The 11,834-nt window shown below is 41.8% G+C and carries 12 protein-coding genes; 1 reads left to right on the top strand and 11 read right to left on the bottom strand.

The features are described from left to right. Positions 1-129: 129 nt before the first annotated feature. From ACEXOE_RS05010 to ACEXOE_RS05000, 3 genes are all read right to left on the bottom strand, one after another. Entirely contained in the window at positions 130-504 is a 375-nt protein-coding gene (locus ACEXOE_RS05010; protein WP_394747635.1) for a hypothetical protein, read from the bottom strand. A 124-nt stretch (positions 505-628) separates the two neighbouring features. Further along, positions 629-1,438 carry an SDR family oxidoreductase gene (locus ACEXOE_RS05005; RefSeq protein WP_394747634.1) on the bottom strand — a complete coding sequence of 270 codons (810 nt, stop codon included), beginning with the start codon at positions 1,436-1,438 and terminating at the stop codon, positions 629-631. Further along, entirely contained in the window at positions 1,431-3,713 is a 2,283-nt protein-coding gene (locus ACEXOE_RS05000) for a M28 family peptidase (protein WP_394747633.1), read from the bottom strand. Before ACEXOE_RS05000 ends, ACEXOE_RS05005 begins: the two co-directional genes overlap by 8 nt. A gap of 126 nt (positions 3,714-3,839) precedes the next feature. On the opposite strand from ACEXOE_RS05000, the gene ACEXOE_RS04995 reads away from it, so the two are divergent. After that, positions 3,840-4,307, top strand: coding sequence for a CBS domain-containing protein (locus ACEXOE_RS04995; protein WP_394747632.1), 468 nt, complete (start codon positions 3,840-3,842; stop codon positions 4,305-4,307). A gap of 10 nt (positions 4,308-4,317) precedes the next feature. Here the strand turns inward: ACEXOE_RS04995 and ACEXOE_RS04990 are convergent, their stop codons facing one another. The 8 genes from ACEXOE_RS04990 to ACEXOE_RS04955 all read right to left on the bottom strand — a co-directional run bounded on the left by ACEXOE_RS04990 (position 4,318) and on the right by ACEXOE_RS04955 (position 11,704). Further along, positions 4,318-4,668 carry a hypothetical protein gene (locus ACEXOE_RS04990; protein ID WP_394747631.1) on the bottom strand — a complete coding sequence of 117 codons (351 nt, stop codon included), beginning with the start codon at positions 4,666-4,668 and terminating at the stop codon, positions 4,318-4,320. A 108-nt stretch (positions 4,669-4,776) separates the two neighbouring features. After that, positions 4,777-5,352: a pentapeptide repeat-containing protein gene (locus ACEXOE_RS04985; protein ID WP_394747630.1), complete on the bottom strand. Its 576-nt coding sequence runs from the start codon at positions 5,350-5,352 to the stop codon at positions 4,777-4,779. A 5-nt stretch (positions 5,353-5,357) separates the two neighbouring features. Continuing rightward, positions 5,358-8,516: a WD40/YVTN/BNR-like repeat-containing protein gene (locus tag ACEXOE_RS04980; protein WP_394747629.1), complete on the bottom strand. Its 3,159-nt coding sequence runs from the start codon at positions 8,514-8,516 to the stop codon at positions 5,358-5,360. A gap of 148 nt (positions 8,517-8,664) precedes the next feature. Beyond that, entirely contained in the window at positions 8,665-9,201 is a 537-nt protein-coding gene (locus ACEXOE_RS04975) for a GNAT family N-acetyltransferase (RefSeq protein WP_394747628.1), read from the bottom strand. A 10-nt stretch (positions 9,202-9,211) separates the two neighbouring features. Further along, a complete protein-coding gene (locus ACEXOE_RS04970) occupies positions 9,212-10,078 on the bottom strand; it encodes a DUF2911 domain-containing protein (protein WP_394747627.1) in 867 nt (288 codons plus the stop codon). A gap of 129 nt (positions 10,079-10,207) precedes the next feature. Beyond that, the gene (locus tag ACEXOE_RS04965) at positions 10,208-10,729 is read right to left on the bottom strand and encodes a GNAT family N-acetyltransferase (protein WP_394747626.1); all 522 of its coding nucleotides are present in this window, start codon (positions 10,727-10,729) and stop codon (positions 10,208-10,210) included. Between the two features lie 47 nt (positions 10,730-10,776). Beyond that, positions 10,777-11,310, bottom strand: a complete 534-nt coding sequence (locus tag ACEXOE_RS04960) for a hypothetical protein (protein ID WP_394747625.1) — start codon at positions 11,308-11,310, stop codon at positions 10,777-10,779. A 16-nt stretch (positions 11,311-11,326) separates the two neighbouring features. After that, a complete protein-coding gene (locus tag ACEXOE_RS04955; protein ID WP_394747623.1) occupies positions 11,327-11,704 on the bottom strand; it encodes a nuclear transport factor 2 family protein in 378 nt (125 codons plus the stop codon). Positions 11,705-11,834: the final 130 nt, after the last annotated feature.

The raw sequence follows: 11,834 nt of genomic DNA, 5'->3' as shown, positions 1-11,834 counted from the left end.
AGTGGCTAAAACTATTAAAATATTTTCAGTATTCCATTAAGGAAAGCCCGAAACCTTGTCTGGCCCCTATCATCAACCAAAAAAGGTGCCAAAAGCACCTTTTTTCTCCGTATTATGATGGATTGAAACTTATGCGAGCGTCAAATCTGCCTTTTTGCGCTGACGGGCTTGCAAAAGACTGGCATAGAATGCAAGGCTGGCATGGTCCGTAGTCAGGCAGGTTTTTAGAAACTCCCCTAAATTTTTAAAGGTCATATTGGCCCTAAAGGTCGGAAGATGAAGATTCACTGCCTTCTGATCGTAGACCGTATCATCCATGACAATGTCCATATCAATTCTATTCCTGCTATAATCAATAGCAACCTCGGCAGCATTATACGCTTTTTTAAGTATGGCCGTATGTAGATCGTTGAATTCGGAAATGCCATTTAAGTTGGCACAACTCATGGCGATCAATCGTTCAAATTCATCTAAAATTTTCTTTTTTAAACTCAAGCTTTTCATTTTTTTTCTTTTTTTTTGAATACCCTACAAAGTTAGAGGGAAATGCCGTATTCCTTGAGGTTAGCCAATTTTTTTAACGTAAAAAGCAGAGGTTTGTTGTGAAATGATCGTTTTGTGTGGTGTACTATCTTACAATAGAGGTGACAAATTCATAATTTTTAACATTTATCAGCTTTTCCGATGAAATGCACTTGCCCACCATGCTGCTTTTTTCCCCATATTCGGGAGCTTTAAGGCCCCTTTTAAGTGCTTCAGCCGAATAATATTCTTTTTTTGAAGGATGATAGGGGTAAACGGCATTAAAGATGTCGTCCCAATATGCTTCGGCTATAATCCTTTGCACAATACCAATACAATCATCCAAATGAATAAGATTGAGTGGGGCATTGCCATTGGAGAGTCCTTTTCTGCCCGCTAAACGTGTAATAGGATGCCTATGCGGACCTATAAGACCTCCAAAACGAACAATGGTAGTTTGTAATCCCGTCGCATTCCTGAAGATTTTTTCCGAAATAAGCATCTGCTTGCCCGAAGCTGTTTCAGGTTGAGGAGTAGTCAATTCGGTCACTTTTCCATTGATATCGCCATATACCGAGGTGCTGCTTATAAATATAATCTTTCGAACAGTACTGGATTGAATGGCCTCTAACAAAAGCTCCATCTTTTTGGTATAGTCCTCTTGAGATCCACTGCGTAATCTCGGGGGAACATTCACCACCAAAACCTCTAGGCTTTGAAGAAAATCTTGAATAGGTCCGGAGATGCCATTTTCTGAAAGGGAAATCACAAAAGGAAAAATCCCATGCTTTTTTAATTCCTGCGTTTTCGCTGTAGAAGTGGTACTTCCATGGACCAAATGTCCCTCCTTTACCAAAGCTTGGGCTAGGGGCAATCCGAACCAACCACAACCAATAACACCAATATGTTTATTCAAATCGTACGGTTTTAGTGAGCAAAATAGCATCGTTTAAAACAAAAGGCATAGGGATGTTGTCCGCCGGCCGCTCGGGAATGGAAAAGAGTGAATTGCTCAAAAGGTCATTGGAAGCTTCATATAGGGTAAGTTCCAAAACACTGTCCTTGGTCGTATGGATTTCCAATTCCGTATAATTATCTGACCCGGTATAATAGGTAACCAACCTACCGCCATTTCGCTGTTCCATAAAATAGGAAGGCAATGGAACGCTGTTAACTTTAGCTTTGCCGATAGGAATAGCATTGGTAAAGAGTTCCAATCTGTTGATGCTACGCTGAGGAGTGATACAGATGTTCAAGATACGTTCTTCGCCAATGATGGTGTCCCTCGTTTTTTCAATGTGGGGGATAGGAATTGCTTTTACGGGAGCGGGAGCCCTATGGGTAAATCGAGTGCCGTATTTACTACTGATGGTCTTTGCATTTTCAACTTCTTCAGTCCTGTCCACTTTCAAATATTGTTCCGTCCAAGGGGATACACTGTTTTCATAAGTGGCCCATTGGGCCGTATTGGTATCCACATCCAAGACATATAACAAACTGGTGGGTTTGGCATTTTCTTTAGTAAAACCTGCATTGAAATGTGCAGATAGCATAAAACCTACAAACAAAAGCATACTAATATAGGCCAAACGCGATTTGTGTTTATAGTATCCGAAAAGCGGTAAACAGAGGAAGAAAAGGAGTGTGGAAAAGGCCGTGGCCGCCACCATCATTTTTAATCCTAATCCAACCGGGAACATTTTTACAAAAGGAGCCAACATTAAAAGGGCAGGAATACACAGGAACGTAAGTAGATAGGGATTGGGCTTTTCCTGATTGATGGTCACCATAAAGGCAGCCAATAAGGCAAAGACAGGCACGATAAAGAAACTGGCTCCGGGCAAATAGGCCCCTAAAGCACCACAGATAATCAGCCACAGTACTAGCGGAGCTACCAAAAGATTGGCCGTAGTTATTCCTTTAAACCGATGGTAGATCCAAAAACTACTGCCAATGGAAAATAAGGCAAAAGCTAAAATATAGGTATAGCCGTTATAGGTAAAGCCATGCAACATATCCTGATATTGGGGGTATAGCTGTCGTAATACCACCCAACTGTAATACCCCACAATGGCGTTTAATCCTAAAGATAGTAGCAAGGGCAGAAATCCTTTGGACAAATCGGCCAATTTTACGCTTTTCTTGCGAAATCCAATAATCAAAAGAACGATAAAGAGAAATACTGCCAATCCAAACATCGGCCATATCCATTCAAAAGGATAGGAAACCAATTTAAAAAAAGGCACATTGAAATAAATGTAATCGTCCAAGCTTTTTAGATGATCAAGATCTGAATCAGCAAAATAATGTAGTAAGGGCATCAAATAACTTCCTTGATGTGCCAAGGTATTTTTATCCAGTCGGTCATAAGTGTCCTGTGCGGTGTGGTAATCAAAATGATCTCCGATAAAGGCGAAGTTAAAGCCCTCGATATCCCCGTCTTCCCGAAATACGGTAAGATCAGTATCATTGGGAAGCAATTTATAAATGCTGTAGGCCAAGGAATTCGCCACAGGGTACTCGGGAGCTGCCTTGGTAAACTCTTCGATCAATTTCCCATTTCCTCTATTGGTCTCAATGAGCATATATCCTGGACCTCCACTACCTCTGGCTTCAAAATTGAGAACAAGCCCTACTTCCTTGGCCCAAGGATGTTGGTTTACAAAAAGATCGGCCCCATTCAGTCCCAATTCCTCGGCATCCGTAATCAGAATGATAATATCATTTTTAGGGGTCTTCTTTTCAGAAAGAAAGGCTCGGATACCTTCTAAAATAGTAGCGACACCACTTCCGGCATCACTGGCGCCCAGAGAGGAATGCGGATTACTATCGTAATGGGACAGCAAAACCAAAGCTTTACCTTCTTCAGATCCCTCAATGCGGGCCAAAATATTGGTAGCACTACTTAAATTGGCCCAATCTCCTGCGGTATATCCTTCCTGGAGAGAAGTCTCCAGTCCCATTTTGTGTAGTTCGTCGACAATGTACTTTCGTACTTCGGCATGTGCAGGAAAGCCAACGGCATGCGGTTTTTGAGCCATGTTTTTGACATGTTCCATAGCGCGATCGGTAGAGAAAGAACTGGTGGCTATGGAGGCGTCAGGAGTATAGGAAGGCATGGCTGCATTAAAACTCCAATAGATGGCCAATATCACAAAGAGTAGTGTGATAAGTGCTTGTATTCGCTTCATTTTTGTTTGGATTCCAGGGTTTGTATAAAAGTATGAAATTCTAATGGGACGGCGTATTTTGACGAAAAAATTTACATAACCCGAAAAAAATGGTTAGCTTTAGTAATTCACCTAAAAACTAACGCTATGGGAATCAAGAGCTTTCAAGGCGCACGCAAGACCGTGAAAAAAGAGTTCGATGCTCCAATTTTAGTGGAGGACTATATGACAAAAAAATTGATTACGTTCCAAGCGGAACAGTCCATTTTGGAGGTCATGGAACTTTTTACGAAGTATAATATTTCCGGAGGTCCCGTATTGGATGATAATGGATTCTTAGTAGGTATTATTTCTGAGGCAGATTGCATGAAGGAAATTTCGGAGAGTCGCTATTTCAATCAACCTATTTTGGATAAGAGTGTGGCCACGCACATGACCAAAGATGTGGAAACCATCCCACATAACATCAGTATTTTTGATGCTGCGGGAGTTTTTCATAAGAATAATCGGCGCAGATTGCCCGTACTCAAGGATGGATTACTGGTAGGGCAGATCAGTCGCAAGGATATTGTTGTTGCCGCGCTAAAACTGAGTGGTCAGAATTGGAAAAAATAACTGTTTTTCGTTATTCTCGTTTAACAATCATATAATAATCGTTATCCAAGGGCAAGTATCCCAAATCATAAACGAAAAAATAGGTCGTGCCCTTTTTGGTGGTATATATATTGGTGATAAAGTCAAAATCGAAACCTTTATCCAATAAGCGGGTTCGGGTTGTTTTTGTTTTTCCCTCTTTTAAAGGAAAACTATCCAATATCCTATAGTTTTTCCGCAATCTGTTATTGATGTTGCGAATAAGATTTTTACTGTCTTTATTGATTTTATTGTTATAGGCGTTGCGGCAGTAATCCGAGCAAAATTTTTTGTCGATCCTACCGCTGATTTTAGTACCGCATTCTTCACATTTTTTCTTCAAGAGCAGTGTTTTTTATCATGAAACTTCGTGCTTTCGGCAATCCGATTTATTTATAGAAATATTTCGGATAGTAAGATACTGAAAAAAATGGGGAGCACGAAAAATGAATCAATCCTCAATAACAATATCATATGTTCCCAATAAGGATAATGCTCCTTCCCTGGAAAATTTAGCTTTTTTTATCTTGTTTTGTGCCGGGTCAATAGTCATATTGTAGGCGGTGCTAAAATCGGTTTGCATCAGGTCGGTTCGATCAAAAATGGCCCGTGCCAAATTGGAGTTTTCAAAACGACTTTCCGCAAGGACTGCTTCGGCAAAATCCACTTCTTGAAGACTGCAGTCCTTAAACAAGGTTCTGGGTAGGGACAACTGATAAAAGGAGGCGAAATCCAAGCTACAATGCTCAAAACGAAATGCCATAAAAGTCGTATCACAGTCCGAAAATTTTAATCCTAACAATTTACAATCTTGGAATAGCACCTCTTTGAAAAGGGTAAATTTAATATTGGCGTTGCTCAAATTACAATCGATAAATTCACAATCTAAAAAATGCGTATTGGACAAATATGAATTGGAAAAATCGCAACCCTCAAACACACAGGAATCGTATTCGCCCTGTGGTAATCGGGTCGCAGTATAGGATACGCCTTTAAAGGTTTTATCGGCAATAAAAGGTCGGTTCATACCTGTTATTTTTCCGTTTCTTTGATAATGATGGCAGGGAAACCCAAACGCTTATAGAGGGCGTTATAGGCACTCATCCCTTCGTTAATAATGGCATTGCGCTCCGTATTGAAACCCTTCCATTGCTGGCTTAGGTCCTTCAGGCGTTGTTTGGCCCCTTGGGTCAATCTGGGATCGGCAGTATCTATATAACCCTTTAAATTCATAAAGTCCGAATTCAATTGATTCTTATAGTTGATAACATCCTGAAACGTCTTCTGTTGCGGTTGTATCAATGTTTTTTCCCAAGCATCGATACGTTTTAACAATGCCTTGCCCTGAGCTAAGAGCGAATCTGCTTCCGTATTTTCTTTTAAGAGTTTGGCATGTCCCTTTAATTGGTCTTTGGCCGATCGCATTTGATTTACCGCTTCGTGAATGTCACGGATGCTGTTTTCAATTTGAATCAAAGCAGTTTGTTGTTCCTGAAAGTCAGCTGGGGAAACCTGCATATTTGGGTTGGGAAGCACTGTAGCTTGGGTACTGACGCTCTGATCTTCCAGTTTCAATTTTAAGGTATATTCCCCTGGGGCGACCCTTGCACCGGCATAACTTCCAAATACGAAGACATTGGGTACGGCAGGCAAGTTTTCTCGTCTAAAATCCCAAGTGAATCTATTGTGCCCTTTTTTAGAAGGCAATAAAGCCGGTCTTGAAGGACCTCCAGGCCAAGATTTAAATCCTTTTTTCTTTTTATTGGAATAGGATCGCAAAAGCACCTTGTCTTGCCAAACTTCCAAGGTCAAGTCTAGGCTATCTGCAGCTTGAGGCAGGTAGTAGTCAAAAGTAATTCCTGATTTTGGGTTTTGTCCCAGTCCAGGAACGGGACGGGTGCTGCTTCCTCCAAAAAATAGATAGGAATCTTTAGGAGTTACAATACGCAAGGCAGTTTCTGGAGTCATGGGCAATTGTTGTAGACTTCCCAAATCATCCAAGATCCAAAAGGAGCGGCCTGCTGTAGCGGCAATAAGGTCATTGTCTTGGAACGTAAGGTCATTAATGGGCACTACTGGAAGATTCAACTGAAAAGGCTGCCAGTTTAAGCCATCGTCCAAAGAGATATAAAGACCTGTTTCTGTTCCAGCATATAACAATCCCTTTCGTTTGGGATCTTCACGTACCACACGTACAAAAGTGTGCTCACCTTTAATTCCGTTCACTATTTTCGTCCAACTCTTACCATAGTCCGTGGTCTTAAAAATGTAGGGGGCCAAATCCATAAATTTATAGCGCATTACAACGATATAGGCCGTTGCGGGATCATGTGGAGATACTTCAATGCTGTTAATGATGCCTTCTTCCAAATTGGGGGGAGTGACATTGGTCCAGTTTTGTCCCCCATCCTTGGTGAGGTGAAGCAACCCATCATCACTGCCGGCCCAGAGAACACCCTGCTCATGAGGGGATTCCGTGAGGTACATCAAAGTATTGTAGTTTTCACCACCCGCAGCTTCATTGGTGAATGGGCCACCTCCCTTACCATGTTTACTGGCATCGTTGCGGGTCAGATCCGGACTAATAGTTGTCCAGCTTAAGCCTCCGTCCACAGTCTTAAAAACTACGTTTCCAGCATGATAAATGGTATTGCGGTCATGGGGGGAACTAATAATGGGCGCATTCCAGTTGTAACGGTATTTTTGATCCTTAGGAGCATTTCCCAAGCCCAGTTCTGGATACTCCTTGATGGACTTTACTTCCTTGGAACTGGCGATCCATTTGCTAATATTTCCTTGATAGGTACCTCCATAAACCACTTCAGGATTATCGGGGTCAAAGGCCAAGAAAGCACTTTCTCCCCCTGCAACGGGATACCAATCTTTCCAATCTATTCCGCCATCATTGGTTCTACTGGCAATGGCAAGGGTAGAGTTATCCTGTTGTCCGGCATAGAGATGATAGGGCATGCGATTATCGGCAATGACTCGGTAGAATTGCGCGGTATTTTGATTCTGTTGTGTGCTCCAACTGCTTCCGCCAGTATTGCTGATATTGGCCCCGCCATCATTGGAGTTGATCATTTTACGGTTATTCTGAGGGTTGATCCAAAGGTGATGATTATCGCCATGAGGGGTAGGGACAGGGCTAAAGCTTTTTCCACCATCAATCGATCGGGTCATGGGGGCATTGAGTACATAAACCTTGTTTTCATCCTGGGGATCGGCAAAAATTTCCATATAATACCAGGAACGTGTAATGTTGATGCGATCACCGTTGACCTGACGCCATTTTTTACCCGCATCATCCGATCGGTATACCCCTCCTTTTTTCCCTTCTGCTTCAATAACGGCATAGACCCGCTCTGGATTGGCTCGGGAAACCGATATTCCCGCTTTTCCCATCATTTTTGGCAAACCTTCCTTCATTTTTGTCCAACTGTTTCCTCCGTCAGTGGATTTATACAGTCCGGACGATTTCCCTCCCGATTCAATGATCCAAGGGAAACGCCGATGTTGCCATAGGGCGGCATATAGAATCAATGGGTTTTTCATATCCATAGATAGGGAAGATGCTCCCGTAATGCCATCGATATAAAAGACTTTTTCCCAGCTTTCCCCGCCATTGGTGGATCGGTAAATTCCACGATCCGTAGAAGACCCGTATTGTGCGCCTTGTGCGGCGATGAAAATGATGTCCGGATTTGTAGGATGGATAATGACATCTGAAATATGACGGGTATAATCAAGACCAATATGTTTCCAGGTCTTTCCGGCATCGGTAGATTTGTACACGCCATCCCCCATAGAAGTCATTACCCCTCGGGCAGCGTGTTCCCCCATGCCTACAACAACAATATTAGGATTGCTTTCTGCTACGGCAATGGCGCCTACAGTTCCCGTTTTAAAAAATCCGTCCGACACATTTTTCCAACTGATCCCATCATTGGTAGTCTTCCATACACCACCCCCTGTAGTTCCCATATAATAGGTCATGGGTTGACCCACAACACCAGATGAAGCTACACTCCGCCCTCCTCGAAAAGGACCTATATTTCGCCACTTAAGGCCATGAAACGTAGAATCGTTTAAGACAATAGCAGGTGTTTTTTTTCTTTTTTTACGCTTTTGTGCTTGCGTTAGGATAGGAAATAGCAAGAATCCAATAAGGAGGAGTTTGGCAGTTTTCATAGGTGTCGTCTAAAAAAGTTGATTGACGAAAGATAAGGATATTCTTCGTGGAACGAAACAAGGAAGAGAGTGGATCTTATTTTTTATCTAGCAGTATGGTTTTTAAGTGAAAAGATGTTTTTTGACTACTAAAAAAGGAGGGGCCTCATTATAATTTTTCCCATGTCTCACGATCTATCCTGAAAATATACACTGGATTATTGCGATAGATCGTTTGGTAATCTCTATGCATACCGTTTTTAAGCGCTACTTGCTGGGAAGGAAGGTTACTTAGGCTGATGATGGAAATTAGACGATCTGCATACTGTTTTTTAAAAGCAATATCCCTGCAGTGCATTGCTGCTTCGGTGGCAAAGCCTTTATTCCAAAATTGAGGTAGTAAGGAATACCCGATTTCCAGCGCCTGCTGCCCATCTACTTCCTGTACCAGTAATCCACAATGCCCCACCAATAAACCGCTATCTCGTTCAATAAGGGCATTCATTCCGCCTAAACCTTCCTCATAGCGTTGCTTTTGGCGTGCGTACCATTTGTTGCATTCTTTTTCCGGACTTTCATAATTGGCCACCCAGTATTGATGACTCAAAGGATTTTGGAAAAACGGTAACCAATCTTCATAATCCGTAGTTCGGACCTCTCGGAATAGCATACGGGCCGTATGTTCTCCTTGCAGCAAATAGCGCATGTTGGGATACTTAACTTTTTTGTGCGATTTTTTCCAAGAGCAAGGTACATTTGGCAATATAGCCATAGTCGCTCGAACTACTGGCTTTAGCCCCTTCTAAGGACGTGCTGGCATAGGTTTTGGCCGTTTTGTAATCTTTAAGGTGGTAGGCCAATTCAGCCCTGTAATACACATACCAAAAAGCATTGGGCCGCATGGCAATGGCCTTATCGAACCAAGCGGTGGCCGTATCCAATTTTACATTTTTCAGATAATAGAACTGGGCGGCATCAAAATAAGTCTGCGCACTAATATCTCCGGAGGCATTGGTAATTTTAGCATCGATTTCAGCAAAAATAAGGGCGTCCGAATCCACGAACAACGGAATGGCGATTTTCGTATTTTCCCAAGCAATTACCATATCCCCTCCGTTGGTGTTGAAATTTTCAAAATGGATACTAAAGGTTTCCCTGGCATATTTTAGTGGCGTCACGGGAACCGTAAATCGCAATAGATTTTCTTCCGCTTTATAGCCTCCCGCACCCCAAAGTTTACTGTTTTTATGAATAATGATGGTCCAGTCCTTTTTACCTGGGATACTATAAAGGCCGTAGGTACCTGCTGGAATCTTATTGCCTGCTAAGGCAATTTCAGTATCAAAAGTGATTTTTGTGGAGGCATTGGCGCCGGTACGCCATAATTTTCCGTAAGGAATCAAGGCACCAAATATTTTCCGCCCTTGGGCATTGGGTTGCCCATATTCCAAAGTAATATTGGCAAGACCAACCTGTTGTTGGGTAACAATACGGGGGCTTAGACTGGGTTTATTGATTTGCGCTTGAATACCTATGGTACAAAGGAAGAGGGCCAATAAACTACTATAATATCTTTTTTTCATCTGAAGTATTTTTTTCTATAGGAACCTCATAAGATAGACTGAGGAAAATCAATTTTTGGCAAAGATAAAAGTTCTGAAATTCTAATAAGGAAGGATCTCGTTAATGCTATGTGAAATCTAGTGGTAATTTTAGCTTTCAATCGTCTGGCTAGGCACAAAAACCGAGACGAAATTATTTTTGGGGTATTCTGCTGTCCTGTCAAAATGAAGCCCCAGTTTTTGTAATAGCTTTATGGATGCCTTGTTTTCGGGTTTGGTAATGGCGATTATCCTTGGAATGTTCAATACTTGTGTGGCATAAGTCATAGTGGCGGAAGCCGCTTCAAATCCATATCCTTTGCCTGCAAAATTAGGCAAAATGGCAAAACCGATGTCTGCATATTTGAAACGACTTCGCTTCAGCAATCCGCACATACCAATACATTTTCCGTTATGTTTTAGTTGAAGAGCCCAAAGGCCGTACCCATGCTCACGATAACTGTATAAAGGACCGGTTTCCAAATATTTTTTGGCATCCAATACCGTTTTCACACCCCGGTCACCAATAAATTCCAACCATCCGGGCGTATTGAGCAAGCTAAGAATGAAATAGGAATCAGTGATTTCAAATTCTCGAAGGAGGAGGCGATCGGTTTCTAAATTTTTTTTCATAAGTCTAGCCTATAGTTTTAGGAAAACAGCGGTCAATACACCTGATGTCATTTTTTCTTTCGCACTTTTTTGCCGTGAATATATTCCTGAATCAGTACGTCGCCCTCGTCCGTATAACAGAATTCCTGTCCGTGCTTCTTTTTGCCCAAATATTCGCAGCGGTACACTAGTTTTTCGTTTTCAAAGCCCTCTTCCAGTATTTTCTGGCCCTTTTCATTATAACTATTGATTTGACTCCAATCTTTTTTGGATTTTCCATAGATAAATTCTTTTTCAAGGACCCAAAGTTTATAGGATTGGTATAAAGTTTTGCGATAAAGAAATTTCCCTTTTCCGTTATAATACTCATAGGCTTCCCGGATAATGCCATCCTCGTATACTTCTTCATAGACCAAATGCCCATTTTTGCGTTTGTGCTGGACCACGCCACTAAAGCGTTCGTCATTGGATTGGCGGTAGACCAAATCATTTTCCAGATAGATCTCTTTCATTTGGAGGGTATCTTTGGTCTGAGCCCGTAAGGGCAGTGCGGCCAATAAAAGCAGGAAGACGATAATCATATGTCGTACTATAACATTCATTTATGGGAGTAGTTAATCAATACATGGTATTGGGGTTCGCAGATTGCTCGGGAATCTGTTGTATGGCATCCCAATGTTCGCATATTTTTCCTTGTTCATCGAAACGAAAAAAATCCATCGTGACATATTGGTCGTTTCCCGGCCAGGTCTGATGCGTATGCAGCGCCACCAGATTTCCTTCGGCAATGCATCGTACAAAAGAAATGGACTTGTCAGGATATTCGCTTTGCATCCGTTCAAAATAATCAATGAAACCCTGGATGCCGTCGGCCACATCCGGATTGTGTTGAATATATTCTTGTCCAACATATAATGCTATGGCTTCTTTGGGATTGCCCTCATAGGCCATTTTATAAAAGGCTATGGCGTTTTCTTTGTTTTGTTGTACATCCATAGGGTGTTGTGCTTGTATTCCTTTTAAAGGTAGTGAATATAGTGAACTAAAGCGGAATCTTTAGCTCATATCACATAGAGGTATCTTATTCTTATGGATGATATATTGGTACGCTGGCACATATTTTTAC

Origin of the sequence: Spongiimicrobium salis (assembly GCF_043678055.1) — a bacterium.
GTDB classification, from domain to species: Bacteria; Bacteroidota; Bacteroidia; order Flavobacteriales; family Flavobacteriaceae; genus Spongiimicrobium; species Spongiimicrobium salis.
This window is presented reverse-complemented; position numbering and strand designations above follow the sequence as displayed.

What these genes read in the sequence shown, in the direction of transcription:
- ACEXOE_RS04995 (WP_394747632.1), top strand. Translation starts at nt 3,840, where the DNA reads ATGGGAATCAAGAGCTTTCAAGGCGCACGCAAGACCGTGAAAAAAGAG.
- ACEXOE_RS04965 (WP_394747626.1), bottom strand. Translation starts at nt 10,729, where the DNA reads ATGAAAAAAAATTTAGAAACCGATCGCCTCCTCCTTCGAGAATTTGAA.
- ACEXOE_RS04980 (WP_394747629.1), bottom strand. Translation starts at nt 8,516, where the DNA reads ATGAAAACTGCCAAACTCCTCCTTATTGGATTCTTGCTATTTCCTATC.
- ACEXOE_RS04960 (WP_394747625.1), bottom strand. Translation starts at nt 11,310, where the DNA reads ATGAATGTTATAGTACGACATATGATTATCGTCTTCCTGCTTTTATTG.
- ACEXOE_RS04970 (WP_394747627.1), bottom strand. Translation starts at nt 10,078, where the DNA reads ATGAAAAAAAGATATTATAGTAGTTTATTGGCCCTCTTCCTTTGTACC.
- ACEXOE_RS04955 (WP_394747623.1), bottom strand. Translation starts at nt 11,704, where the DNA reads ATGGATGTACAACAAAACAAAGAAAACGCCATAGCCTTTTATAAAATG.
- ACEXOE_RS04985 (WP_394747630.1), bottom strand. Translation starts at nt 5,352, where the DNA reads ATGAACCGACCTTTTATTGCCGATAAAACCTTTAAAGGCGTATCCTAT.
- ACEXOE_RS05010 (WP_394747635.1), bottom strand. Translation starts at nt 504, where the DNA reads ATGAAAAGCTTGAGTTTAAAAAAGAAAATTTTAGATGAATTTGAACGA.
- ACEXOE_RS04975 (WP_394747628.1), bottom strand. Translation starts at nt 9,201, where the DNA reads ATGCGCTATTTGCTGCAAGGAGAACATACGGCCCGTATGCTATTCCGA.
- ACEXOE_RS05000 (WP_394747633.1), bottom strand. Translation starts at nt 3,713, where the DNA reads ATGAAGCGAATACAAGCACTTATCACACTACTCTTTGTGATATTGGCC.